At 66.2% G+C, this 25,986-nt stretch carries 24 protein-coding genes; 15 read left to right on the forward strand and 9 right to left on the reverse strand.

Features of this window, described 5'->3' with window-relative positions:
- Nucleotides 1-3: 3 nt before the first annotated feature.
- Complete coding sequence (locus AB0L63_RS14295) at nt 4-981, reverse strand: glutamate ABC transporter substrate-binding protein (RefSeq protein WP_364499627.1); 978 nt, start codon at nt 979-981, stop codon at nt 4-6.
- Nucleotides 978-2,348: a hypothetical protein gene (locus AB0L63_RS14300; protein WP_364499630.1), complete on the reverse strand. Its 1,371-nt coding sequence runs from the start codon at nt 2,346-2,348 to the stop codon at nt 978-980. The genes AB0L63_RS14295 and AB0L63_RS14300 overlap by 4 nt, the downstream gene beginning before the upstream one ends.
- Nucleotides 2,349-2,464: 116 nt before the next feature.
- Here AB0L63_RS14300 and AB0L63_RS14305 point away from each other — a divergent pair, with 116 nt between their 5' ends.
- Nucleotides 2,465-3,169, forward strand: coding sequence for an NUDIX hydrolase (locus AB0L63_RS14305; RefSeq protein WP_364499633.1), 705 nt, complete (start codon nt 2,465-2,467; stop codon nt 3,167-3,169).
- Nucleotides 3,170-3,208: 39 nt separating this feature from the next.
- Here AB0L63_RS14305 and thiE read toward each other — a convergent pair whose 3' ends face one another.
- A complete protein-coding gene (thiE, locus tag AB0L63_RS14310; RefSeq protein ID WP_364499636.1) occupies nt 3,209-3,916 on the reverse strand; it encodes a thiamine phosphate synthase in 708 nt (235 codons plus the stop codon).
- A 57-nt stretch (nt 3,917-3,973) separates the two neighbouring features.
- Between thiE and thiO the strand changes: the two genes are divergently transcribed.
- From thiO to AB0L63_RS14340, 6 genes are all read left to right on the forward strand, one after another.
- Nucleotides 3,974-5,071, forward strand: coding sequence for a glycine oxidase ThiO (gene thiO / locus AB0L63_RS14315; protein ID WP_364499639.1), 1,098 nt, complete (start codon nt 3,974-3,976; stop codon nt 5,069-5,071).
- Nucleotides 5,068-5,280 (forward strand): sulfur carrier protein ThiS, encoded by a 213-nt coding sequence (gene thiS, locus AB0L63_RS14320; RefSeq protein WP_364499641.1) that lies wholly within the window; start codon nt 5,068-5,070, stop codon nt 5,278-5,280. The genes thiO and thiS overlap by 4 nt, the downstream gene beginning before the upstream one ends.
- Before the next feature lie 4 nt (nt 5,281-5,284).
- Nucleotides 5,285-6,046, forward strand: coding sequence for a thiazole synthase (locus tag AB0L63_RS14325; RefSeq protein WP_364500223.1), 762 nt, complete (start codon nt 5,285-5,287; stop codon nt 6,044-6,046).
- A 394-nt stretch (nt 6,047-6,440) separates the two neighbouring features.
- Nucleotides 6,441-7,385: an ATP-binding cassette domain-containing protein gene (locus AB0L63_RS14330; RefSeq protein ID WP_364499644.1), complete on the forward strand. Its 945-nt coding sequence runs from the start codon at nt 6,441-6,443 to the stop codon at nt 7,383-7,385.
- Nucleotides 7,385-8,143: an ABC transporter permease gene (locus tag AB0L63_RS14335; RefSeq protein WP_364499646.1), complete on the forward strand. Its 759-nt coding sequence runs from the start codon at nt 7,385-7,387 to the stop codon at nt 8,141-8,143. The genes AB0L63_RS14330 and AB0L63_RS14335 overlap by 1 nt, the downstream gene beginning before the upstream one ends.
- A gap of 471 nt (nt 8,144-8,614) precedes the next feature.
- Entirely contained in the window at nt 8,615-9,373 is a 759-nt protein-coding gene (locus tag AB0L63_RS14340) for an adenylate/guanylate cyclase domain-containing protein (protein WP_364500226.1), read from the forward strand.
- Between the two features lie 233 nt (nt 9,374-9,606).
- Here AB0L63_RS14340 and AB0L63_RS14345 read toward each other — a convergent pair whose 3' ends face one another.
- A complete protein-coding gene (locus tag AB0L63_RS14345) occupies nt 9,607-9,750 on the reverse strand; it encodes a hypothetical protein (RefSeq protein WP_364499649.1) in 144 nt (47 codons plus the stop codon).
- A 157-nt stretch (nt 9,751-9,907) separates the two neighbouring features.
- On the opposite strand from AB0L63_RS14345, the gene AB0L63_RS14350 reads away from it, so the two are divergent.
- The 7 genes from AB0L63_RS14350 (at nt 9,908) to AB0L63_RS14380 (ending at nt 19,280) form a co-directional block, all read left to right on the forward strand.
- A complete protein-coding gene (locus tag AB0L63_RS14350; protein ID WP_364499652.1) occupies nt 9,908-11,620 on the forward strand; it encodes an acyclic terpene utilization AtuA family protein in 1,713 nt (570 codons plus the stop codon).
- Nucleotides 11,617-12,765, forward strand: coding sequence for an acyl-CoA dehydrogenase family protein (locus tag AB0L63_RS14355; RefSeq protein ID WP_364499655.1), 1,149 nt, complete (start codon nt 11,617-11,619; stop codon nt 12,763-12,765). The genes AB0L63_RS14350 and AB0L63_RS14355 overlap by 4 nt, the downstream gene beginning before the upstream one ends.
- Nucleotides 12,762-14,360 (forward strand): carboxyl transferase domain-containing protein, encoded by a 1,599-nt coding sequence (locus AB0L63_RS14360; RefSeq protein ID WP_364499658.1) that lies wholly within the window; start codon nt 12,762-12,764, stop codon nt 14,358-14,360. The genes AB0L63_RS14355 and AB0L63_RS14360 overlap by 4 nt, the downstream gene beginning before the upstream one ends.
- A gap of 7 nt (nt 14,361-14,367) precedes the next feature.
- The gene (locus AB0L63_RS14365; protein WP_364499661.1) at nt 14,368-16,557 is read left to right on the forward strand and encodes a biotin carboxylase N-terminal domain-containing protein; all 2,190 of its coding nucleotides are present in this window, start codon (nt 14,368-14,370) and stop codon (nt 16,555-16,557) included.
- Nucleotides 16,557-17,717, forward strand: coding sequence for an acyl-CoA dehydrogenase family protein (locus tag AB0L63_RS14370; RefSeq protein ID WP_364499664.1), 1,161 nt, complete (start codon nt 16,557-16,559; stop codon nt 17,715-17,717). Before AB0L63_RS14365 ends, AB0L63_RS14370 begins: the two co-directional genes overlap by 1 nt.
- A 66-nt stretch (nt 17,718-17,783) precedes the next feature.
- A complete protein-coding gene (locus tag AB0L63_RS14375; protein WP_364499666.1) occupies nt 17,784-18,566 on the forward strand; it encodes an enoyl-CoA hydratase family protein in 783 nt (260 codons plus the stop codon).
- 60 nt (nt 18,567-18,626) lie between these two features.
- Nucleotides 18,627-19,280 carry a TetR/AcrR family transcriptional regulator gene (locus tag AB0L63_RS14380; protein WP_364499669.1) on the forward strand — a complete coding sequence of 218 codons (654 nt, stop codon included), beginning with the start codon at nt 18,627-18,629 and terminating at the stop codon, nt 19,278-19,280.
- Nucleotides 19,281-19,392: 112 nt separating this feature from the next.
- Here the strand turns inward: AB0L63_RS14380 and AB0L63_RS14385 are convergent, their stop codons facing one another.
- The 4 genes from AB0L63_RS14385 to AB0L63_RS14400 all read right to left on the reverse strand — a co-directional run bounded on the left by AB0L63_RS14385 (nt 19,393) and on the right by AB0L63_RS14400 (nt 23,987).
- Complete coding sequence (locus AB0L63_RS14385) at nt 19,393-19,785, reverse strand: hypothetical protein (RefSeq protein WP_364499671.1); 393 nt, start codon at nt 19,783-19,785, stop codon at nt 19,393-19,395.
- A gap of 186 nt (nt 19,786-19,971) precedes the next feature.
- Nucleotides 19,972-21,972 (reverse strand): glycosyltransferase family 39 protein, encoded by a 2,001-nt coding sequence (locus tag AB0L63_RS14390; protein ID WP_364499674.1) that lies wholly within the window; start codon nt 21,970-21,972, stop codon nt 19,972-19,974.
- A 50-nt stretch (nt 21,973-22,022) separates the two neighbouring features.
- Complete coding sequence (locus AB0L63_RS14395) at nt 22,023-23,279, reverse strand: bifunctional glycosyltransferase family 2/GtrA family protein (RefSeq protein WP_364499677.1); 1,257 nt, start codon at nt 23,277-23,279, stop codon at nt 22,023-22,025.
- Between the two features lie 69 nt (nt 23,280-23,348).
- Nucleotides 23,349-23,987 carry a class I SAM-dependent methyltransferase gene (locus AB0L63_RS14400; RefSeq protein ID WP_364499680.1) on the reverse strand — a complete coding sequence of 213 codons (639 nt, stop codon included), beginning with the start codon at nt 23,985-23,987 and terminating at the stop codon, nt 23,349-23,351.
- Nucleotides 23,988-24,156: 169 nt separating this feature from the next.
- Between AB0L63_RS14400 and AB0L63_RS14405 the strand changes: the two genes are divergently transcribed.
- Nucleotides 24,157-24,879, forward strand: a complete 723-nt coding sequence (locus AB0L63_RS14405) for a TetR/AcrR family transcriptional regulator (RefSeq protein ID WP_364500229.1) — start codon at nt 24,157-24,159, stop codon at nt 24,877-24,879.
- Nucleotides 24,880-25,055: 176 nt separating this feature from the next.
- Here AB0L63_RS14405 and thiD read toward each other — a convergent pair whose 3' ends face one another.
- Nucleotides 25,056-25,898, reverse strand: a complete 843-nt coding sequence (gene thiD, locus AB0L63_RS14410) for a bifunctional hydroxymethylpyrimidine kinase/phosphomethylpyrimidine kinase (RefSeq protein ID WP_364499683.1) — start codon at nt 25,896-25,898, stop codon at nt 25,056-25,058.
- Nucleotides 25,899-25,986: the final 88 nt, after the last annotated feature.

Here is a 25,986-nt window from a genome sequence, read left to right on the forward strand (position 1 = left end):
CCGTCAGTCCTGATAGGTCGGAGCGGGCGGGGTGGGGACCGGCCCAAGAGCGATCAGGTATTGCTGGTACAGCCGGACCCAGGTGCCGTCGTTGCGGATACGCTCCAGCGTGCCGTTGACGAAGCGGACGAGATCGTCCTTGCCCTTGGGTATTCCGATGCCGTAGGGCTCGATGCTGATGCTGGGGCCGACCAACTCGGTGTACGAGGAGTCCTGCGTGGCGAGACCCGCGAGGATGGCGTCGTCGGTGCTGATCGCGTCGACTTGACGCTGCTGCAGTACCACCAAACAGTCGGCCCAGGTGGGCACGGTGAGGATGGTCGCGGCAGGCTGTTCGCGGCGCATGTGGTCCAACGAGGTGGTGCCGGATACGATGCACACCCGCTTACCCGCCAAATCGGCCAGACTTCGGATGCCGGAGTTCTTCACGGCCAGCACGCGCTGATTCGCGTGGAGATAGACGGTGGAGAAGCTGACCTTCTGTCGCCGTTCACAATTGACCGTCATCGTTTTTGCGACGATATCGACGACATGATCCTGCAGCGCGGACTCACGCTCCGCCGATCCGAGACTGCGGTACTCGATCTGGTCCGGGCTGCCGAGCAGATCGCGGGCGACCTCCCTGGCGATATCGGCATCGAAACCGACAATCGTGCCGCTGACCGGATCCCGGAAGCTGAAGAGGTTGCTTCCGGTATCCAAGCCGACCACCAGCCGACCGCGGGCGCGAATCGCATCGATGGTCGGTCCGCGGGCGGCCGCACCCGCCCCGGTGGGCCGCAGGCTCGCGGTCGGATCGCCGCAGTGCTCGTCACGTACCGGTGGAATCGGCGCGTCGGTCGGAATCGAAACGGCCTTGGCGGGCAGCGGTGGTTCGGTGTATTTGGCGGTCTTGGCTTCGATCGTGTCCGCGCCCGCGGCGCACCCGGCGAGCAGGGTGATTGCGGCGAGCGCGGCGAGCAGCCCGCGCACACGGTTCATCGGTACTCCCGAAGTCGCGGCCAGATACCGAGGCCGACATAGCCCGCGGCGAGTATCCCCAGCACCATCGCGCCCGGTGCCAGGAAGTCCAGTGCTCGAGTCGCACCGGAGATGTTGTCGCGCAACGTTTTGCGCGTCGCGTCCAAACCCACTCCCAGGGCGCGGTCCAGCGAGTCCACCTGTGCCGCGGCATCCGCCGCGCCCGGCCCGGTCGTCACCGTCGCCGCCCCGACGAAGTCGCCGCGCGCGAGAGAATCGTTCATGCGCTGATGGGCCGCTCGCCAACGGGTGAGTGCCGCACGAGCCTGGGTGATCTCCTCGGACGCCGGCGCATCCGAGGGATAGCCGCTGAGTAGTTCGTTGAGCCGGGTGACACTCGACTCGTAGGTCCGGTCGTAGTCGCCGGTGGCGTCGCGGCGCACCAACTTCAGGGTCTCCGCCGCACGGGCCTGCTGGGTCAGGATGCGGCTTTCGGTCAAACGGGAGCTCGGTACCGCGCCGTGGTCGCGGCCGGCGATCATTTCCGTGGCCGAGACGGATCCGGCGGTAACCGTCCAGGCCAAGAGGATCAGCATCGCGGCCGAGGCGAGCAGCAGTCCCGGGTTGAGCACGCGGTGCCAGCGTTTCGACAGATCGAACTGCGCCCAGACCAGCGCGCCCAGCGCCAGGATCAGCAAGCCGATCGGGCCCCACGGCGGCTGTACGTGATGCCGCTGCGCCGCGCTGACGGCATCGGATCGATGGCTCTGCAGCTGTGCGGCCATCGGCAGCAGGACGGTCTGCATCTGATTCGATGCCTCGCTCAAATACGCGGCGCCGACCGGGTACCCGTTGCGATTGTTCGCGCGGGCGGTTTCGACCAGACCAGAGTAGACCGGCAGGCCGGTGGCGATGCCGGCGCGCAGTCGGGCATCGGGACCGTCGTCGCTGCCCACATGACCCGTTTGCGTCACCAATTCCGCGGAAGCCTCGCCGAGCGCCTGGCTGTAGCGATCGCGCACGGCCTCCGGTTCCAGGCCGCCGGCGATGAATGCGGTACTCGCTGCGGCGTCGGCGATGGACAGCGAGGTGTAGAGGTGATGGGACGAGTTCGCGTCCGGCTCGGTGTTGTCGAGCAGGATGTCGAGTGCCTGTTGGCGATCGCTCACCGTCGCGGCGGTCATCATGCCCGCGGCCAGGCACACGCCGATGAGCAGCAGGCCGATGGCAATGAGCCGGCCCGGGGTCGACAGTGCGAAGGATCGTAGGTTGGCCGGGTCCAAATGGGCTCGTAACCCCGCCTCGCGCGGCACGTCCACCCGCTCGGGCCCGCCATCGGCCGTGACCGACGGCGGCCGCGGGGCCGTCGTCGACTCGAGCGCTGCCATCTCCACCTCCCCGGTTGGTGCGCACGTTGGTGCTCCTGCTGGGAGCTTATTGTGGTCTTACCGGCGCCGTGGCGTGTGGAATACCTTCGCTACGGCTGGATGAGGATGGTAACCAGATGCGTGGTGACGGTGACGGTTGGTCACACGGTCCGGACGGATTGCGGCATTGGGGCCGCTTCGGCGCCGCCGGACTGCTGCTGCGCGCCCCGCTCGCGGGCGGCGGTTCGGCGGTGTTATTGCAGCACCGCGCGCCGTGGAGTCATCAGGGCGGTACCTGGGCGCTGCCCGGCGGCGCCCGCGACAGCCATGAGACCCCGGTGCACGCGGCGGTCCGCGAGGCATGGGAGGAAGCGGGCATCGATCCCGCCGATGTTCGGGTGCGCGGCGAGCGAGTCACCACGACGGCAGTGAGCGGCTGGACATACACCACCGTGGTGGCCGACGCCGTGATGACGCTGCCGACGAGTCGCAATCGGGAGAGCAGTGCACTGGCCTGGGTTCCCGAGGACGAGGTCGACAGTCATCCGCTACACCCCGGCTTCGCCGCCTCCTGGCCTAGGCTGCGCGCGGCTCCCGCATGTGTCTGTCTCGACGAAATAGCTGTGGATGAAACCGATATGGTGGCGGCTGCGCTGCCCCGCACCGTCGACCTCGCCGATCGGGGCTTCGTCTGGTTGCACGCGGATCCCGACGGACCCGGTGCCTACGCCCGCATCGTCGACGTGCAAATGGATGCGACGAATGCCGCGCCCGATGCGAATTCGGAGACCGCAGCGGCCGATTCGATCTTGTCGTTCACCCGTGTTCAGTTGCTGTCCTGAAGGGCAGCCGAGTCGAGCATTGAACGGGCGCTGGGACTCTCAGCCGCGGTGCGCGTTCTCCAGCAGCGCTGCCTTGAGCTGCCGTGCCGCCGCCTCCGGATCACGCGCCTCGGTAATCGCGCGCACCACGACAACGCGTTCCGCTCCCGCCGCCAGCACTTCGGGTAGCCGCTCGGCATCGATGCCGCCGATCGCGAACCACGGCCGGATCGGATGGGCGTCGGCGGTGGAACGCACCAGATCCAGGCCGGCCGCCTGACGTCCCGGCTTGGTCGGCGTCGCCCAGACCGGCCCGGTGCAGAAGTAGTCGATGTGCTCGTCGATCGCCGCGAGCCCGGCCTGCGCGCGGCTGCTGGTGGAGCGCCCGATCACCACCTCGGGTCCGAGAATGCGCCGCGCGTACCACGGCGGCAGATCGTTCTGTCCGAGATGCAGCACATCGGCGCTGGCGGCGAGCGCGATATCGGCGCGGTCGTTCACCGCGACCAGTGCGCCGTGCCTGCGGGCCGCGGCCTTCAATTCGGCGAGCGCGCCGATCTCGGCCTTGGCCTCGAGCGGGCCGAACTTTTCCTCACCGGGTGAACCCTTATCCCTGAGCTGAATGATGTCGACACCGCCCGCGAGTGCGGCCTCGGCGAACTTGGCCAGATCGCCCCGCTCCCTGCGCGCGTCCGTGCACAGATACAGCCGAGCAGTAGCCAAACGCTCCCTGGGCGATAGGGACCGGGACAGGTGGGAGGGTTGCACGTGCTCGACCGTAGTCGCGCTACGGTGGGGATGCGAATAGTGAGGCAGGTGGACCAAATGCGGACTCTGGCGGTCGTTGGTGGCGGCGCCATCGGACTGGCCACCGCCTGGCGGGCGGCCGAGGCGGGCTGGTCGGTTACCGTATTCGATCCCGCCGTCGGATCCGGCGCTTCCTGGGTTGCCGGGGGGATGCTCGCACCACTGTCCGAGGGCTGGCCGGGGGAGGATCTGGTTCTGGAGTTCGGCGCGGCTTCGCTGGCCCGCTGGCCCGAATTCGCCGCGCGACTCGAATCGACGACCGGTGTGTCGGTGTTCGTCGCCGAAGAAACCCTGACCGTCGCGCTGGATGGCGCGGACGCCGCCGACCTGCGCACGGTGGCCGAATGGGTGGGTGCGCGTGGCCATGAGCTCGAGATGCTCGACCGAGCGGGGGTGCGCGCGCTGGAACCCGAGCTGGCACGCACCGTGCGCGCCGGTCTGCGCGCCACCGCCGAACCCGCCATCGATAATCGGAAACTGCTCGATGCCCTCCAAAAGGCTTGCAGCACAGCCGGAGTCGAGGTGCGCGCGGAAACGGTCGAAGCGGTGCACGCGCTGCCGCACGACCAGATCGTGCTCGCCGCCGGCGCGGCATCGTCGCGACTGTGGCCCGGACTCCCGGTCCGCCCGGTGAAGGGTGAGATCCTGCGCTTGCGTCATCGTCCAGGTGCGACACCGCCGCCGCTGCGCGTGATTCGCGCGCGGGTGCACGGCAGGCAGGTCTACCTGGTGCCGCGTGCGGACGGAATCGTCGTCGGCGCAACACAATACGAGGCGGGCTACGACACGACAGTGACCGTCGCCGGAGTCCGCGACCTGATCGCCGACGCCGAGGCGGTGCTGCCCGGTATCGGCGAATACGAATTGGCCGAGGCCAGTGCCGGATCCAGGCCGGGCACCCCCGACAACCTGCCCTTGATCGGACGGCTCACCGATCGGATCGTGGCGGCCACCGGCCACGGCCGCAATGGCATGCTCGCGGTTGCGCTCACCGTCGACGCGGTGCTGAGCCTGCTCGACGGCGCACCGCTCGAGGCTGCGAAGGCCGCCGACACCCAACGTTTTTCGACGGTGCACCCGCCGTCGATCGCCATATCTGTAGGAGGAGTTCGATGACCTCGGTCCCCATCGGTGTCACTGTGAACGGGCAGGACCACGAATTCGACCGATCCCTCACGGTGCGCGAACTTCTCGATCGTCTCGGGTTGCCGTGCCAGGGGGTCGCGCTCGCGGTGGACGGTGCGGTTTTCCCGAAGTCCCGCTGGGACGAGCCGGTCGGCCGCGGCTGGGAGATCGAAGTGCTGACGGCGGTTCAGGGTGGCTGACGCACTGGACACCCCCGAGGCATTGGAGATTGCGGGCAAGCGGTTCGGTTCCCGCCTGATCATGGGCACCGGTGGCGCCGAGAATCTCGCCGTGCTGGAGGAGGCGCTGGTCGCCTCCGGCACCGAGCTGACCACGGTCGCCATGCGCCGGGTCGATGCCGTCGGCGGCACCGGCGTGCTCGACCTGCTCAAACGCCTCGAGATCATGCCGCTGCCCAATACCGCTGGCTGCCGCACCGCCGCCGAGGCGGTGCTCACCGCGCAATTGGCCGCGGAGGCACTCGACACCAACTGGGTCAAACTCGAGGTGATCGCCGACGAGCGCACCCTGCTCCCGGACCCGATCGAATTGCTCACCGCGGCAGAACAATTGGTCGACGCCGGATTCGTCGTACTGCCGTACACCACCGACGACCCGATCCTGGCCCGCCGACTGGAGGATGCGGGCTGTGCCGCCGTCATGCCACTCGGCGCCCCGATCGGCACCGGACTCGGCATCGGCAATCCACACAATATCGAAATGATCGTGGCCGGTGCCGGCGTACCGGTGATCCTCGACGCGGGCATCGGCACCGCAAGCGATGCTGTGCTGGCCATGGAACTCGGCTGCTCGGCCGTATTGCTCGCCACCGCCGTCACCCGCGCTCAGCACCCCGCACTCATGGCAGCGGCCATGCGCTCGGCGGTCGACGCCGGCCACCTCGCCCGCCGCGCGGGCCGCATTCCCAAGCGCTTCTGGGCGCATGCCTCCTCACCGGCTCGCTGAGTCAGGGGCACCCTTGGTCCGACGCTAACGCGGAGCTCGGCGGTGTCAGCAGGTCAGGTGCGTGAAGCGAGCGTCGGAAGCCGCGCATACTCGTACGGCCGCATGTACCCCTGCTTGTCGGCGCGGTGTGTTGGCCCGCCGATGACCGCAATGACGAGGACGAGTAGACCCGGCAATTTGTCAACGGGACGACCGTTTGCGGACCACAGTCGCCGCTCATGTCCAGCGGCTAGTATGTGGCGGGCCGACCGGAGCCTCGGCTCGTTAACGGCGGTCAGGGTAATTCCCTGATGAGGCTCGGGGATGAGGGGATCCTTCGTCATCCTCGAGGATGATTGAACTAGGCACCATTTTAATGACGCGCGTGGCCGCGCGATGAGGAAAGCTGGTCACCATGATCGAGCTGAGAGGCCTGACCAAACATTATGGGCAGACCGTCGCGGTTCAAGATCTCTCTTTCACTGTTCGACCCGGACAGGTGACTGGGTTTCTTGGGCCGAACGGCGCCGGTAAATCGACCACCATGCGGATGATCCTCGGCCTGGACAAGCCCACCGCGGGCACCGCATTGATCCAGGGCAAGCCCTATCACCAGCTCGATCATCCGCTACGGGCCGTCGGTGCGCTGCTGGATGCCAAATGGGTGCATCCGAACCGTTCGGCCCGCGCGCATCTGCAATGGATGGCCGCCTCCAATGGCATCGCCTCCGCCCGCGTGGACGAGGTGTTGCGGCTGGTCGGCCTGTCCGAGGTGGCGGGTAAGAGCGCCGGTGGCTTCTCCCTCGGTATGTCGCAGCGGCTGGGTCTGGCAGGGGCGCTGCTCGGCGATCCGCCGGTGCTGCTGTTCGACGAGCCGGTGAACGGCTTGGACCCCGAGGGCATCCTCTGGATCCGTCGCTTCATGCAGCGGCTCGCGGCCGAGGGGCGGACCGTGCTGGTCTCCAGCCATCTGCTTTCCGAAATGGCCCAGACCGCAGAGCATTTGGTCGTCATCGGACGCGGTCAGCTGATTTCCGATTCGACCACACAGGAATTCATCGAGCGCGCCTCGGAACAGTCGGTGCGCGTGCGCAGTCCGCAGCTCGAACAGCTGCGCAGCCTGCTCACCTCCAATGGCATGACCGTCCGCGAGGACGGTGCGGGCCAGGACGGCGCCGCCTTGGTCGTGGCCGGGGTGACCAGTGACGCGGTCGGCAAGCTGGCCGGCGCGAACGACATCACCCTGTTCGAGCTGGCACCGCAGCGGGCCTCGCTGGAGGAAGCCTTCATGCGGATGACCGGCGGCGCGGTGCAGTACCACGGCGAAGGCCTCGAACAGGTGATGGGAGGTGCGATCTGATGGGCGTGCTGGCAGCGGAACGTATCAAACTCACCTCGACCAGGTCGCCATGGTGGTGCTCGGCGATCGTGATTGCGCTCGCCCTCGGCCTGGCCGCGCTCTTCGCGGTGGTGGCCCGCTCGTCATCGGGCCAGGAGAATGTGCTCGACCTGACCGTCGCCACGGCGGTCGGCGGGATCAGCGGATTCGGTGTAATGGTCCTGATGATCATGGCCACTTTGTCCGTGACCAGCGAATACCGCTTCGGCATCATCCGGACCACCTTCCAGGCGACGCCGCATCGCGCCAAGGTGATCGCCACCAAGGCGGGGCTGGTCGGCGTATACGGCGCGGTGCTCACCACCGTGCTGGCCTTCGCCGCTTTCGCGATCGCCAAGGTAGTCGGCGGCGATGCGGGCAAAAACCTGACGCTCTCCGGCGGTGATGCCTGGCGCGAGATCTACGGCATTCCGATTTATGCCCTGCTCGGCGTGATCCTCGCGGTCGGCATCGGGGTGCTGGTCCGGCAGTCGGCCGCGGCGATTTCGCTGATCGTGCTCTGGCCGCTGCTGATCGAGCCGCTGCTCGGCGCATTCGGCAGTTTCGGGCGCAATGTGCAACCATTCCTGCCTTTCGCGAACGCGAGCCACTTCTACAGCGCCACCCAATCGCCGGCGAACTGGCACTGGGGACCGTGGGGGAGCCTGCTTTACTTCACGGCTTTTGTCGCGATTGTCTTCGGCGCCGCGCTGGTTATGGTCAACCAACGCGACGCATGATGGATACCGCCCGAGTTGCCCTCCCTCGCCACTCGGGTGATGGGTGCCGACCTTGTCGGGAGGTCCGAGCACCCCGCGCATCGTCTGCCACTGCCCGGCGGACGATGTGACATCGGCCCGGTGTGTGAATCCCCTTCCACACCGGGCCGGTGTATGTATGGGGACAATCCGGGCGGCAAGTGAACATCCCGGAAACTATGACCGGCTCGGCTTCCATCCGAAATCAGCGCTGACTACCCTCGGGGACAGCAACCAGTGAGTTACCCATTGGCGGACCCGATGCAGTGCCCGCTCAATCTGATCGAGGGGGTGCAGGTGGCGGCAATAAGTAACCCGCCGACGGTTGGTTGGCTCAGATACGCTCGGGGCGTGACCGAAACACCTTCCCGCGGTGCTGAGCCGGGGACGGGCGACGAGGACAGATCCGCTCGTCGCGGTTCGGGAATTCGACGTGGCCAGTTCTCCGCACTGATGAATGCCGCGAGCCAGCGGCCCGACATCATCGGTGCGTTGCGGAAGGCACGCGAACAACTGCCGGGTGACCCGTCTTTCGGTGACCCGCTTTCGGTTTCGGGTCCCGGCGGCGCCCGTGCGGTGGCGCGCGCGGCGGATAAGCTGGTCGGCGATACGCCGAGCGCGGCGCGCGAAATCGGGTTCGGTGCACTGCAGGTCTGGCAGGCCATATTGGAGCGTGTCGGCGGCGGTCGCGATAGCGAAGAAATAACTGTGATGTTCACCGACCTGGTGGCGTTCTCCAGTTGGTCACTTTCAGCGGGCGATGAGGCGACCCTCGAATTGTTGCGTGGGGTTGCCAAGGCCATCGAACCGCCGATCGCCGATGGCGGCGGTCAGGTGGTCAAACGCATGGGCGACGGTGTGATGGCCGTGTTCACCTCGGCCGATGGTGCGCTGCGCGCCGCGGTGCAGGCCAAACGGAATCTTGCCGATGTCGATGTGCACGGTTATCGCCCGCAGATGCGGATCGGTCTGCACACCGGCACACCGCGCGAGATCGGCGGCGACTGGCTCGGTGTCGACGTGACGATCGCCGCTCGGGTGATGGAAGCCGGGGGCAATGGCAACACCATGCTTTCGGATGCGTCATTGCAGTCACTCGGGCCGGAGACGCTCACGGAACTCGGGTTCTCGATCAGGCCGTATCGGCGCGGTTTCTTCGCCGCGCCGCTGAATGGCGTGCCAGAGGATCTGCGGATCTTCCGCTGTGTCTAATTTGCCGCGCCTTCGGCGCTGCGTGTTCGCGGCCCCCTGGTGTCTCGCGACTGACCCTTTCGAGCGACCTGCAAGCAGTCGCTAGCGGCGCCGTCGAGACTCGCGACTTCGTCGCATGCGCTTCGACGACTCGGCTGTGTTCGATGGCCGCGCCTACGGCGCGGACGCGAGACGGGCCGCGAACTCCTCGCTCGTAAGACTCGCTCCGTGGTGGTTGTGTGGGTGGTGAGGTCCTACATCAACCAGACGACCGCACCCGCGGCGGCGAGTACGGCGAGCACCACGAGGGTGATGGCAAGTGGGCGGGCGGTCTTCCAGGTGGAGTAGGCACCGCCCAGGAGGAACCCGGCCAGCGCGAACAGGATGACGGACGACATCCAGTCATTCTGCCTCGCGCGCACTGGCCAATTAACAATCACGCGTGCTTGCTTTTTTCTGGATCGGGTGTGATGCTGGACCTCGGAACGCGGACTCCACCGATGGCGCATGCGGCGGCATCGGGACGGTTCGCCGCACAGGAGGGCCTTCCAGCTGATGAGTATGCTGGCCGCCGATCCGGAGCTGATCCGGATCGGCAACTGTTCCGGGTTCTACGGTGATCGGCTCAGCGCCATGCGGGAGATGCTCGAGGGTGGGCAGCTCGATGTGCTCACCGGGGACTATCTCGCCGAGTTGACCATGCTGATCCTCGGTCGCGACCGGATGAAGGACCCCAGCCTCGGCTATGCCAAGACCTTCGTCCGCCAGATCGAGGACTGCCTCGGGTTGGCGCTGGAACGCAATGTTCAGATCGTCACCAATGCGGGCGGACTCAACCCGGCCGGGCTCGCGGAGAAGCTGCGCAAGGTTGCGGCGGACCTCGGGCTCGATGCCAAGGTCGCGCATGTCGAGGGTGACGACTTGCTGAGCCGGGCGGGCGAACTCGGCCTCGGGGCGCCGCTGACCGCCAATGCTTATCTCGGTGCCTGGGGCATCGTCGAATGTTTGAATGCCGGTGCGGATATCGTGGTCACGGGTCGGGTCACCGATGCCTCGGTGATCGTCGGCCCGGCCGCCGCCCATTTCGGTTGGGGGCGAACCGATTATGATCAGCTGGCCGGTGCGGTCGTGGCCGGGCATGTGATCGAGTGCAGTACGCAGGCCACCGGCGGTAACTTCGCGTTCTTCACCGAGCTGGCCGATCTGGGACGGCCCGGCTTCCCCATCGCCGAAGTGCGCAGAGACGGCAGCAGTGTCATTACGAAGCATTCGGGCACCGGCGGTGCGGTCACGGTGGATACCGTTGCGGCACAGCTGATGTACGAAATCCAGGGTGCGCGCTATGCGGGGCCGGATGTGACCACGCGGCTGGACAGCATCGAGCTGAGTCCGGAAGGTCCCGATCGGGTGCTGATCAGCGGTGTGACCGGCGAAGCGCCGCCGCCGCAGCTCAAGGTGTCGCTCAATACCCTGGGCGGTTTCCGCAATGAGATGGAGTTCGTGCTCACCGGACTCGATATCGAGGCGAAAGCCGCACTGGCACAACGACAGCTGGAGTCCTGGCTGCCCGTGCGGCCCGCGGAGCTGACCTGGACCCTGGCACGACTCGACCGGCCGGATGCCGAAACCGAGGAGCAGGCAAGCGCTTTGCTGCGCTGCGTGGTTCGCGATCCGGATCCGAACAAGGTCGGCCGCGCCTTCGCCAATGTCGCGGTCGAGCTGGCCTTGGCCAGCTATCCAGGTGCCAACTTCACCGGCCTGCCCGGCAATGGTTCGCCGTACGGCGTGTACACACCCGGATTCGTCGATGCCGCCGAGGTGCCGCATGCTGCGGTGCTGCCGCAGGGCACGCGCGTCGATATCGCACCCGCGTCGGACACGCTGGAATTGGCGGAGGTGGCCGAACCGGAACTGCCGGAGCCATTGCCCGCCAACGAAACTCGCCGAGTGCCACTGGGCACGATCGCGCTGGCCCGCAGCGGCGACAAGGGGGGCAATGCCAATATCGGGGTGTGGGTGCGCACCGATGAGCAATGGCGCTGGCTGGCGCATACCCTGACGGTGCAGCGCCTCGAGGAACTGCTGCCCGAGGCCGCGGCGCTGACGGTAACCCGGCATGTGCTGCCGAATCTGCGTGCCGTGAACTTCATTATCGAGGGGCTGCTCGGGCAGGGTGTGGCCTATCAGGCCCGCTTCGATCCGCAGGCCAAGGGGCTCGGCGAATGGCTGCGCTCGCGTCATGTTGATATCCCAGTGGAGTTGCTGTGAGTCCGTGGAATACGCCGGAAAGGCGCGAATTGCGCGCCACCGTAAGGGGTTTCGCCGAGCGCGACGTGCTCCCGTACCTCGATGACTGGGAGCGTGACGGCGAGATCCCGCGTGAACTGCACAAGAAGGCCGGAGCGCTCGGCCTGCTCGGCATCCAATTCCCCGAATCCGCGGGCGGTTCCGGCGGTGATGGTATCGACGCCATGATCGTCTGCGAGGAGATGCATCAGGCCGGTTGTTCCGGCGGCCTGTTCGCCTCGCTGTTCACCTGCGGTATCGCGGTGCCGCACATTATCGCCTCGGGCAATGAAGATCTGATCGAGCGCTTCGCCCGCCCGACTCTGGCCGGGGAGAAGATCGGCTCACTCGCCATTACCGAACCGGGTGGCGGCTCTGATGTCGGCCACCTCACCACCACCGCGCGTCGTGATGGCGACCATTACATCGTCAATGGCGCCAAGACCTACATCACCTCGGGTGTGCGCGCCGATTTCGTGGTGACCGCCGTGCGCACTGGTAGTCCGGGCTCCGGCGGGATTTCGCTGCTTGTGGTGGAGAAGGGCACGCCGGGCTTCACGGTCAGCCGCAAGCTCGACAAGATGGGTTGGCTGGCCTCCGATACCGCCGAACTGTCCTATGTGGATGTGCGGGTGCCGGTGGAGAATCTGGTCGGCCCGGAGAATTCCGGCTTCTATCAGATCGCCGGTGCGTTCGTCAGCGAGCGGGTCGGCCTTGCGGTGCAGGCGTATTCGCAGGCTCAGCGCTGCCTGGACCTGACCCTGGAATGGGTGCGCAACCGACAGACCTTCGGCCGCCCACTGATCAGCAGGCAGGCCGTGCAGAACACGGTGACCGAAATGGCCCGCCGCATCGATGTGGCCCGCGTCTATACCCGAAATGTGGCGCAACGCAGCGCCGAAGGCGAAACCGATTTGATCGCCGAGGTGTGCTTCGCCAAGAACACCGCCGTGGAGGCGGGCGAATGGGTGGCCAATCAGGCCGTGCAGCTGTTCGGCGGGCTCGGTTATATGCGCGAATCCGAGGTCGAGCGGCAGTATCGCGATATCCGCATTCTCGGCATCGGCGGTGGCACCACGGAAATCCTGACCGGACTGGCGGCGAAACGATTGGGGTACCAGTCTTGACGACACTTCGCACTACTCTCGATACCGCGTCGCCGGAGTACGCAGCCGCGGTCGAGGCCATGACCAGCAAACTCGCCGAGGTGGAGGCCGAATTCGCCAAGGCCATCGCGGGTGGAGGCCCGGATAAGCTGGCCCGGCATCGCAAGCGTGGCAAGTTGACCGCGCGCGAGCGCATCGAACTGCTCGTCGACGAGGATTCGCCATTCCTGGAGCTGTGCCCACTTGCCGCGTGGGGCAGCGACTTCCACGTCGGTGCGAGCGTGGTGTGCGGTATCGGCATCGTCGAAGGCGTCGAATGCATGATCGTCGCACCGGATCCCACGGTGCGTGGCGGCACCTCGAATCCGTGGACGTTGCGCAAGAACCTGCGCATGAACGACATCGTCATGCAGAACCGGCTGCCGGTAATCGGACTCGTCGAATCCGGCGGCGCCGATCTGCCGACGCAGAAGGAAGTCTTCGTCCCCGGCGGACGAATGTTCCGCGATCTCACCAGGGCATCGGCAGCCGGAATCCCAACCATCGCTTTGGTTTTCGGCAATTCCACCGCGGGTGGCGCATATGTACCGGGCATGTCCGATTACACGGTGATGATCAAGGAGCGCTCCAAGGTATTCCTCGGCGGACCGCCGCTGGTCAAGATGGCGACCGGTGAGGAATCCGATGACGAATCGCTCGGCGGCGCGGATATGCACGCGCGCGTCTCGGGTCTGGCCGATTACCTGGCGGTCGATGAGCAGGATGCGATCCGCATCGGTCGCTCCATTATCAAGCGGCTGAACTGGAAGAAGCAGGGTCCGGCACCGCGCGCTGAGGTCACCGAGCCGCTTTACGACCAGGAAGATCTGCTAGGCATCGTCCCGTCGGATCTGAAGATTCCGTTCGATCCGCGCGAGGTGATCGCGCGCGTGGTCGACGGTTCCGATTTCGACGAATTCAAACCGCTCTACGGCAGTAGTCTGGTTACCGGCTGGGCGCAGCTGCATGGTTATCCGGTCGGGATTCTCGCCAATGCGCGGGGTGTGCTGTTCTCGGAGGAATCGCAGAAGGCGACCCAGTTCATCCAGCTGGCGAACCAGTCGAATACGCCACTGCTGTTCCTGCACAACACCACCGGCTACATGGTCGGCAAGGAGTTCGAACAGAAGGGCATCATCAAGCACGGCGCGATGATGATCAACGCGGTATCCAACTCGAAGGTGCCCCATATTTCGCTGCTGATGGGCGCGTCCTACGGCGCGGGCCATTACGGCATGTGCGGTCGCGCCTATGACCCGCGCTTCGTCTTCGCTTGGCCCAGTGCGAAATCCGCTGTCATGGGCGGTGCCCAGCTGGCCGGGGTGATCTCGATCGTGGGCCGGGCGGCGGCGGAGGCCAGGGGCCTGCCGTTCGACGAGGAGGCCGACGCCGGAATGCGCGCCATGGTGGAGGCGCAGATCGAGGCCGAATCGCTGCCCATGTTCATGTCGGGGCGGTTGTACGACGACGGCGTGATCGATCCCCGTGATACCCGCACGGTATTGGGAATGGCGTTGTCGGCCATTCACAATGCCCCAGTCAAGGGCGCCGATGGCTTCGGCGTCTTCCGGATGTGAGGCTTTCATGACCTTCACTACTGTTCTGGTTGCCAATCGGGGTGAGATCGCCCGTCGGGTATTCGCCACCTGCCGTCGCATGGGTATCGGCACGGTCGCGGTCTACTCCGATGCGGATGCCGCGGCACCGCATGTCGCCGAAGCCGATGCGGCGGTGCGCCTTCCGGGCAATACTCCGGCGCAGACGTATCTGCGTGGCGAGCTGATCATCGAGGCGGCCCTGGCCACCGGTGCTGACGCCATTCATCCCGGTTACGGATTCCTTTCCGAAAATGCGGAATTCGCACGGGCGGTGCTGGCGGCCGGACTGGTGTGGGTCGGCCCGCCGGTCGAGGCCATCGAGCAGATGGGTTCGAAGGTCGCGGCCAAGAAGATGATGGATGCGGCCGGAGTCCCGGTGCTCGCCGAACTCGATCCCGCTGAGGTCACCGCGGCACAGCTGCCGGTGCTGATCAAGGCATCCGCCGGTGGTGGTGGGCGCGGTATGCGCGTGGTGCGCGAACTCGCCGACCTGGAACCCCAGATCGCCGCCGCGCGCCGGGAGGCCGAATCGGCATTCGGCGATCCGACGGTGTTCTGCGAGCGGTACCTGGAGACCGGCAGACATATCGAGGTCCAGGTCATGGCCGATACCCATGGCACCATCTGGGCGGTGGGCGAGCGGGAATGCTCCATTCAGCGCCGCCACCAGAAGGTGATCGAGGAGGCGCCGTCACCGCTGGTCGAACGGGTCGACGCCATGCGCGCGCCCGCAGGGGCCCCGCGCATGGCCGATGGACACGCCATGCGTGCGTCAGGCCCGGAGGCGGTAGCGGAGCGTGACCACGCAGGGGCCGCGCGCATGGCCGATGGACACGCCATGCGTGCGTCAGGCCCGGAGGCGGTAGCGGAGCGTGACCACGCAGGGGCCGCGCGCATGGCCGATGGACAGAGCATGCGCGAGCGGCTGTTCGTGGCGGCCAGGCTGGCGGCCGGTGCGATCGGCTACACCGGTGCCGGGACCGTGGAATTCCTCGCCGACGAGGCAGGCGAGTTCTTCTTCCTGGAGATGAATACCCGACTGCAGGTGGAACATCCGGTCACCGAATGCACCACCGGACTGGATCTGGTGCGGACTCAGCTGGAGGTCGCGGCCGGCGCCGAATTGGCTGCCGGTCCGCCGCCGCTGCGTGGGCATTCGATCGAGGTGCGGCTGTATGCCGAGGACCCGGCGCACGATTGGCAGCCGCAGAGCGGGACGGTTCATCGGATCGATATCCCTTCGGCGGTAACCGAATTCGATGTTCTCGATCGGCCGGGCATACGCTTGGATACCGGTGTGGTGGACGGTTCGGTTGTCGGTGTGCACTACGACCCGATGCTCGCGAAGGTCATCTCTTATGCCGCGACCCGTGGCGAAGCGGCGCGGCTATTGGCAACGGCCCTACAGCGGACCAAGATTCACGGTTTGGTGACCAACCGCGATCTGCTGGTGCGGGTGCTGCGCCACCCGGCATTCTTGGCCGGAGACACTGATACCGCATTCTTCGAAACGCACGGATTGGACTCGCTCTCGGCACCTTTGGTGTCCGAAAGCGATGAGGCACTGTCCATCGTCGCCGCCGCGCTCGCGGATGCCGCGGCGAATCGGAAGGCGGCCAGGGTCGGCGGCGGGCTGCCCGCGGGCTGGCGGAATCTGCCGTCGCAGTCGCAGCGCAAGTCGTACGAAAGTCGCACCAGCGGAACACATGACATCGGTTATCGCTTCACCCGCACCGGCGTCGCGGTGGACGGTCACAATGGCCTGGAATTGGTGCAAGCGGGTCCTGAACGCGTGGTCCTCGCGGTTCCTGGTGAACGCGGACCGGTGCGTAGGCAATTCGATATCGCCCGCTACGGCGAGCTGGTCTGCGTGGACTCCCCGCTCGGACCGGTGTCGGTGCGCAGACTGCCGCGCTTCAGCGATCCGGCTGATCAGGTCGCACACGGTTCCCTACTTGCGCCCATGCCGGGCAGCGTGATTCGCATCCGCGCCGAGGTCGGCAGCGCCGTCGAACAGGGGCAGCCGATTCTGTGGCTGGAGGCCATGAAGATGGAGCACACCATCTCCGCGCCTGCCGCGGGCGTGCTCAGCGTCCTCAATGTCACCGTCGGCCAACAGGTCGATGTCGGCACCGTGCTCGCCGTCGTCGATCCCACCGAATCCCAGGAGAACTGATGAGTTTCATCGAAACCGAAGAGCAGAAGGCGCTACGGGCGGCGGTCGCCGCGCTCGCCGCGAAGTACAGCTTCCGCGATTACGTGCTGCCGAAGGCGCGCAAGAACGAACCGCTCACCGAATTATGGGATGAGGCAGGCAAACTCGGCTTTCTCGGCGTGAATCTGCCGGAGGAGTACGGCGGCGGTGGCGCGGGCATGTACGAGCTCGCGCTGGTCATGGAGGAGCTGTCCGCGCAAGGCGCGGGACTGCTGCTGATGGTGGTCTCACCGGCCATCTGCGGCACCATCATCACCAAATACGGCACCGATGAGCAGAAGCAGCAGTGGCTGCCCAAACTCTCCGACGGCACCGCCAAGATGGTATTCGGCATTACCGAACCCGACGCCGGTTCGAACTCGCACCAGATCACCACGACCGCGCGGCGCGACGGTGACGACTGGATCCTCAACGGCCGCAAGATCTTCATCTCCGGCGTGGACCAGGCCGAGGCTGTGCTCATCGTCTCGCGCACCGAGGACCACAAGACCGGCAAGCTCAAGCCCGCGCTGTTCATCGTGCCCACCGATGCCCCCGGCTTCATCAAGACGCCGCAGGAGATGGACATTATCGAGCCGGACCACCAGTTCACGCTGTTCCTCGATGACGTGCGCCTGCCGTCGGATGCCTTGGTCGGCAAGGAAGATGCCGCGCTGATGCAGCTGTTCGCGGGCCTCAACCCGGAGCGCATCATGGGCGCGGCCATGGCCGTCGGCATGGGGCGCTACGCCATCGACCGTGCCGTCGAATACGCCAAGCAACGCACGGTGTGGAAGACGCCGATCGGTGCGCACCAAGGCATTTCGCATCCGCTCGCCGCGGTGAAGGTCGAGGTGGAGCTGGCCAAGCTGATGATGCAGAAGGCCGCGACCTGCTACGACGCGGGCGATGAGATGGCTGCCGCCGAGGCCGCGAATATGGCCAAATACGCTGCGGCGGAAGCCAGTATCAAGGCACTCGATCAGGCCATCCAGACCCACGGCGGCGCGGGACTCACCAAGGAGTACGGCCTGGCCGCGATGCTGGCCGCGGCCCGCATCGGCCGCATCGCGCCGGTCAGCCGGGAGATGGTCCTGAATTTCGTCGCCCAGTACTCGCTGGGCTTGCCGAAGTCCTACTGACACCCCGGCCTCGTCGCCGTTATCGGGCGACGAGGGATCGGGCCGGATGCCGCTATAGGAGGGTCGATGACCGAGATATCCACCGCACCATATGTGCGTTACGAGGTCAGCAATGGATTCGCGACACTCACGCTCGACTCGCCACACAACCGCAACGCACTGTCGTCGCGGTTGGTCGCCGAGCTGCTCGAGGGCCTCGACAATGCCGCGGCCGATCCCGCCGTCCGCGGTATTGTGCTCGCGCACACCGGCAATACCTTCTGTGCGGGCGCGGACCTGTCCGAGGCCAGCAATACCGACCCGGCGACGGCCGCCGAGGAGCGTACCCGCGTGATGATCGGCGTACTGCGCCGGCTCGTCGCAACACCCAAGCCGATCATGGCCCGGATCGATGGCAATGTGCGTGCCGGCGGTATGGGCATCGTCGCGGCCTGTGACATCGTGGTGGCCGGTCCCGGCAGCAGTTTCGCACTCACCGAGGTGCGAATCGGCTTGGCGCCGTTCATGATTTCGCTGACCCTGCTGCCGCGGCTCAGCTCGCGCGCTGCCAGCCGCTACTACCTCACCGGCGAGAAATTCGGTGCGGATATCGCCGAGCAGATCGGCTTGGTCACCATCACCGCCGCCGATCCGGTGGCCGAGGTGGCTCGGCTGTGCGCTGAACTGCGTAAGGGCTCCCCGCAGGGCCTGGCCGAGGCCAAGCGACTGGTCAATGCGGGCATCCTGGCGGAATTCGACAGCTCCGCCGAGGAACTGGCGAAACGTTCCGCGAGCTTCTTCGGCACCCCGGAGGTACAGGAGGGCATGTTGGCCTTCTTGCAGCGCCGTCCACCGACCTGGGCAGAATAGCGCCGTGACGACGCCGACGACCGAAGCCGCCATGGCCGCGAGCCTGTTCGGAGTGAACCAATGGTGACTTCCCACGAACCCAAGCAGGACCGCAGCCGGGCCACCCGGCAGCGTCTGCTCGAGGCGACCATCGACTGCCTGGCCGAAACGGGCTGGGCAGCCGCCACGGTCTCGGTTGTCGCGGAACGGGCCGGGGTATCGCGGGGTGCGGCCCAGCATCACTTCCCGACCAGGGAAGACCTGATCACCGCCGCACTCGAGTACATGTTCGACAGCCGCACGCAGCAGGCCACGGGCGAGGCGAAGGCGGTGGCCGCGCTGGCCGAGGGGGTCGAGCGGACCGAGGCGGTGGTGGCCGGGCTGGTCGAGTCCTACACCGGCCCGCTGTTCAAGGCGGCGCTGCAGGTGTGGACGCATGCGGCGGCAGATCCGGCGCTGCGGGAGCGAATTGTGCCGCTGGAGGCCAAATTCGGGCGTATATCGCATCGGCGGGCGGTGCAGGCGCTGGGGGTGGACGACGGTGATCCGGTCGCCCATCACCTCGTTCAGGCCACGCTCGATATGGCGCGCGGGCTCGGGCTGGCCGATGTCCTGACCGATGACTCAGCGCGCCGCAAACAGATCGTGTCGCAATGGGCGGCGACACTGCACGCCGCATTGCACGGCCACGGTCCTGACGCCGCTGGGACGCATCGCGCCGAGTCGAGCCGCTAGTCCTCGGTCGGCGCCTTGGCCGGTGACACATGCTGGAACCACATCGATGAAGCGATCGGTAGTCGTGCTTATATCGGCACGCTAACACGTTGCCGGGCAATGGCTTTCGTGACTAGCACAGGCCTTGCTGCTGGAGGTGTCCTTCATCGACCGCGTAGGAGGTGGAACCGATGAGGACGCCGAGAAGTCCGCCGATGACCAATCCCGGAATCGCGCCGGCTAAGAAAATGGGCAGGCCCGCAATGCCGCCGATGGCCGCGCCGAGCAGTCCACCGACCAGCGTCCTGACCTCGATGGTGTCGCCGGGCGGCAGGGGGCATCCGCCGATGGGGGTGGCCCGCGGGGTCGGTCCGGCTGCGGCTGCGATCGGCTCGGTCGGGACCGGTGCGGTCGGCTCTGGCGATCCGCCCGGCGTGGCCGATGCGGTCGCGGCGAAGCCGACGGTGAGCGCGATGGCGACGAGCGCGCCGATGACGGTTAGGGCGAATCTCGAAATGCTTCTCACGATTTTCCTGATGGTTCGGAGTGGGTGCTTGACCTGATGGCCGACCCCGGCCGGAGTCGTCCCGCGCTGGACCATCATTCCCGGAGTTCGCGGTGCGCGAAAGGGTTTCGAATGAATACCACATCAAGAGGATCTCGAGGAAGCAGGTAAAGGGATCTCGAGCGCACCGGGCGAATCGCGTGTGGATCAGTGGGCGACGGTCAGGTCGTAGAGGGTGATGCCGTCTACTTCGGTTGCCGTGAAGTGCTCTTGCACCCACGTGCGGATCTCGCTGCTGGTGCCGGAGCGGCCGAAACCGCCACCGCCATCCGCACCGCCGCGGTTGCCATTGCCGATGAAGTAGTGGATCTTTCCATCGGCGACATACTGTTCGAACTGATCCAACGTCGGCGACGGATCGCTGCCGTTGAAGCCGCCGATCGGCATGACCGGCAGTTCGGTGGCCAGCTGGAATCCGGCGGCACTGTTGGAGCCAATGGCTGCGGCGACCCAGGTGTATTCGGAGCCATTGCTTTCCAACATCGCGATAACCTTCGCGCTCGGCCTGCTCGCGCCGAGCAGACCACCGGTGGGCCCGCCCATCATCGGACTGCCTCCGGCCTCGATGGTGCCTTGCATATCGGTTTCGCCGGGTTGTCTATCCCGCATGCCATGGGATCCGGCGCCATTGCGACCGTCGGCATTTCGCGCACCGGGCATTCCGCCGACGGGATCGCCGAAGTCGCCCTCGCCCGCGGGGGGAGGTCCGAACATCCCGAATTTCCCGACATTCGGTCCGGCCGATACGATCCCGCCCTCATGACCGGTCGAAATGGTTTGCGCGGAATACGCGACGGGCCCGGCCGATCCGGTGAATGCGGCCGCGAATGCCGCGACCAGCGCCAGCTTGCGCGGCGTGGGGAGCAGCACCGTGATGGTCGCGAGCACACCGACCACCAACACCGCCCAGCGCAACCACGGCACGAAGCTCGAGCTGCGCGACAACAGCATCCACGCCGTCGCGGTGGTCAGTCCGACGGCCAGCCCGGCGAACAACCGGACCCACAGCCGATGCCGATCCCGCCACAGCGCAACCGCGCCGATCCCGACCAACGCGGCGACCGCGGGAGCCAGCGCCACCGTGTAGTACTGGTGGAAGATACCTGCCATGAAGCTGAAAGTCAGCCCGGTCACCAGCAGCCAGCCACCCCACAGGATCAGCGCCGCGCGCCCTCGATCGGTGCGTGCGGCCTTGCCACGCAACAGAATTCCGGTCATCAAGGCGACCAATGCCGCGGGGATCAGCCAGGCGATCTGACCGCCCTGTGCCGGTTCGAACATCCGGGTGATTCCGGTACTGCCCCACATGCCGCCGCCACCGCCGCGCGGCATATCGCCGCCGCCGGGGGCGACGCTGCCGTGTTCGTTGCCGTTCAATCGACCGAGCCCGTTGTAGCCCAGGGTGAGTTCGACGATCGAATTATGTTGCGACCCACCGATCCACGGCCGCGACGAGGCGGGCCAAAGTTCCACCGTGACCAGCCACCAGCCAGCCGCGGCGATCATCGACAAGCCCGCCGCGAGCAACTGCACGATCCGCTTGACGAGTGCGGGCGGCCCGGCGAACAAATAGGTCAGCGCCAGTGCGGGCACCACCAGTAGTACCTGCAATTGCTTGGTGAGGAAGCCGAATCCGATGCAGACACCGGTGAGCAGCAGCCAGCGAGTGCGCCCATCCTCGACCGCCCTGGTCATCGCCCAGATCGCCGCGATCATGAGGAATACCAGCAGTGCATCCGGGTTGTTGAACCGGAACATCAGCGCGGCAACAGGAGTCATCGCGAGTACCAGTCCGGCGATGAGTCCGGCCGCCGGGCCGAAGGGCCTGCGCACCGTTGCCCACACCAGTGCCACAGCGGCGACGCCGAGCAGCACCTCCGGAACGAGAATGCTCCAGGAGTTCAGCCCGAACATCCGCACCGACAATTCCATCAACCACAGCGAGGCCGGTGGCTTGTCGACGGTGATCGAGTTGCCCGCATCCGAGGAACCGAAGAAGAAGGCCTCCCAGGACTTCGAACCCGCCTGTACCGCTGCGGAATAGAAGGAATTCGCCCAGCCGCTGGCACTGAGGTTGCACAGGTAGGCAATTCCGGTGCCGAGCAGCAGGACGGCCAAGGCCGGGTATTCCCAACCGATCTCGCGCACGGGGCGTGGTTGTGGCCGTACCTCTGTCGACGGTGGTGTGAGCGTGGCCGTCACTGCTGTCCGCCCGCGCAGACCAGCGGGGTGCGGGTGGCCGTCGGATTCCGGAAGACCCAGCGCAGGCCGACGAATCGGATCAGCGTGGCAATGAGATTGGCAACCACGAGTACGAACAATTCCAGATGAACCGCGGCGTCGGGGGCCCATCGGTGCAAGGCGAACAACGAGCCGCAGGTGACCAATAAGCCGAAGCCGAATATCAGCAGACCTTGGAATTGGTGTGACACAACGCCATTCGACCCGCGCACCCCGAAGGTGAAGGCACGGTTGGCGGCGGTATTGCCGATCGCGGTGATCAGCAGCGCGGCGCAGTTCGCGACCTGCGAGCCGGTCATGGGCTGCAACACCAGATACAACAGCATGTAGGCGAGTGTGGAGAAAACGCCGACTATCGCGAACCGCACCACCTGCCCGACCATCCCCAGTGGCACGCCGGGCACCAATGGTTCACGTCCGACCGAGCGGTGTAGCTCGTCCAAAGCCAGCGCACCGGTCGTCAGTCCGCGCAGCAGTCGCCACACGCCCAGCAGGTCCTTGCGCGCGGTATCGACAATGTCGACCCGGCTGTCCGGATCGTCGATCCAGTCGACCGGCACCTCGTGGATGCGCAGCCCGGCGTGCTCCGCGAGCACCAGGAGTTCGGTATCGAAGAACCATTCACCGTCCTCGACCAGCGGCAGCAGCCGCCGCGCCACCTCGGTGCGCATTGCCTTGAAACCGCACTGCGCATCCGAAAAACGGGCCTGCAGTGAGGCTTTCAGGATCAGGTTGTAGCAGCGCGAGATGAGTTCGCGCTTGGGTCCGCGCACCACCCGCGATGCCGCGTCGAGCCGGGTGCCGATGGCCAGATCCGAGTGGCCGGAGATCAGTGGCGCCACCAAGGGCAGCAATGCATTCAGGTCGGTGGACAGATCCACGTCCATGTAGGCGACGACCTGGGCGTCGGAGTGCTCCCATGCCGCACGCAGTGCGCGGCCGCGGCCTTTGGCGTCGAGGTGCACCACCCGCACGTCATCGAGTTCGTCCGCGAGCAGCTGCGCGACCTGCATGGTGTCATCGGTGCTCGCATTGTCGGCAACGGTGATCCGCGCCGGGAACGGGAACCCGTCGCGCAGGTAGGCACGCAGCCGCCGCACGCATACGCCCAGGTCGGCCTCTTCGTTGTAGACGGGGATCACGACGTCCAGCACGGGCGTGAACGCCGTTTCGGTCATTTCCGCCCGGTGCGCGGCGGTCGTCGGTTCGGTCATGGTGACCACCCTCGCCAACCGCGCTGGACCCTGGCTGGGCCCTAGCTGTGAGGTTCCTGGGGGCCGCGCCTATCGCACTCGACGTATCCGCAATACGGTATCGGTACGCAGCCCCACCTGTCCCTCCGGCCACGTGACTTCCCGCTCGACCGCATCCTTGGTCTCGACGCTCCAGTCCGCCCCGAGAGCCAGGTCCGCTAGCACTTCATCCATTGTCGGAAAGTGCACGTCATGCCGATGTTCGACGAATGACGGCCACCCCGCATGCCCCGCAATCAACAAAACCCCGCCGCGCTGCACCGCCTCCGCCGCCCGCCGCAGCACCTTCGCCCGCTCCTGTTCCCGCGCCACCGGCGAATGAAAGAACTGCGCCGAAACCAGATCGAACACCCCCTCCGGAAACGATTGCGCCAGATCATGTTCGGCAAACGTGATGTGCTCCCCGAAGCCCGCCTCGTCGGCATGCGCCGCCGCGCGCCGCAGCGCTGTCACGGATACATCGACCGCGGTGACCCGCCAGCCGCGCCCCGCAAGCCAAACAGCATCCGCACCCTCACCACATCCGAGGTCCAATGCGGTCCCCGGCTCGAGCCCCGCGGCCTCACGCACGAGCAATGGATTGGGATTCCCGGTCCATACCTGATCCCGATCCTGATAAAACCCCTCCCAGAACTCCTGGGTATTGCCGGTTGCGGTGCCCTCGCTCATGCGTCGCTCTCCCATCGAAATCGCGTATCTCGGTCCATCGACCCTGTTCGCATGATGTGCGCGTGGTCCACGACAACGCCAACTTTCTTGCCGGTTCAGCAAAAGCCCGCCGGCCTCGGTTTCGGTTCCGACCGAGGTCGGTGCCGGGGTTGGTACGGTCGGATTCGTGATGCAGAGCGGGCGGGAAGTCGATGCGGGGGCGCCCAAGCGGGTCGATGCTCGGACGGAGCGGTGGCGGGAGCATCGGGTGAAGGTGCGGGGGCAGTTCGTGGATGCGGCGTTTCGGGCGCTGGACAAGTTCGGGCCCGAGGTGAGTATGGGGGATATCGCGAAGGAAGCCGGGGCGGCCAAGCCGAAACTTTACCGGCACTTCGAGGATAAGACAGATCTGTACAACGCGATTGTCGACCGGGTTGGCGACATGCTGTGGGAGCGGATCGTTTCCAGTGCCGATCTGACGAATGATTCGGCGCGGGAACTGATTCGGCGGGGTGCGGCCGCGTATGTGCTCGTGGTGTCCGAGCATCCCAATGTTTTCCGGTTCATGCTGCACAGCCACTTCACCCGGCGGATCGATGAATCCGAGCGGGCGCTGCAATCGGCTCGGCAATCGGCCAAGCGGGCCGCGGATCTGTTCACCGGACTGCTCGCCGACGAGTCCGTCGAGCTAACCGGCGTTGAACTCGTCAGCTATTCGGTATTCGGCGCGGTGGCCTCGGCCACCGACTGGTGGCTCGGCGCGAACCGGCTACAGGTACACGCCATGCCGATCGAGAAGTTCGTTGCCTACCTGGCCGAGATCATCTCCGCACTGGCCGATGCCAATGCGCGGCTGAACGGCATCCGCTTCCACGCGGAGCTACCGCTGCACCGCGCGTTCTCCAACGACTGATTTGCACCACCGGTGGTGCCGACCGCGGGCGCGCCCTGGGCGGTCGGCTTCCGCAGCCACTTCGAACCACTGTGTTCTCGTCAACCGCATCGTCGAGGCCGACGGTGTCTGCGATGTTCCAAGTATGTACCCACCCACCGACAAGTTTCGGCACCCGAACCCGATGGCTTCGGCGATCAAGAAGGGGAGAGCCGCCAGAGCGGAGAAACAGGCCCGTGACCTGCGCCGAGATCATATGATGCGGCCAAACAGCGGTAGGTCCAATCCTTGGCGAACTCGACCGCATCCGGCACCGAGTACCCATTGGCGAGCGCGCACGCGATGGCCGCGGCGAATGTGTCACCGCCGCCGTGGTCATTGCCGGTGCTGATCCGCGGCGCCGTGAACTCCAGGAATCGATCGCCATCGAAGAGCAGATCGGTACTCACCGCCGAGGAGCGCAGGTGCCCGCCCTTGACGATCGCCCATCGCGCCCCGAACTTGTGCAGTGCCTCCGCCGCCCGCCGCGCCGAGGCATCATCGATGACCTCGATCCCGGTGATCAGCCGCACCTCGTCCAGATTCGGTGTCACCACTGTGGCCAGCGGAATCAGCGTATGCCGCACCGCATCCAGTGCCTCCGCATGCAGCAGCGGATCGCCGTGCATGGATGCCGCCACCGGATCGACCACCAATGGCGTCCGATCCCGCCCGATCCCCACCTCCTGGCACACCGCCGCGACCGACTCGATGATCGCCGTCGAGGCCAACATTCCGGTCTTGGCCGCCCCGACCCCGATATCCCCGACCACCGCGCGCACCTGATCGGCCACGACCTGCGGCGGAATCTCATGGAACCCGCTCACCCCGACCGAATTCTGTACCGTCACCGCTGCCACCGCCACACACGCGTGCACCCCGCACAGCGCCATGGTCCGCGAATCGGCCTGAATGCCCGCGCCGCCGCCGGAGTCGGTCCCGGCGATAGTGAGGACGCGAACCGGGGTCTGCCCATCGGGCACTAGCGGCAGGAATTTCACAAACCAGACCCTACCCAGCATGGACCCGACCGAAGGGGGCCGGATTCCGATCTGCCCGATCGCCTAGTTTTAAATGAAAACCATTATC

Origin of the sequence: Nocardia sp. NPDC051990 (genome assembly GCF_040680755.1) — a bacterium.
GTDB lineage: Bacteria > Actinomycetota > Actinomycetes > Mycobacteriales > Mycobacteriaceae > Nocardia.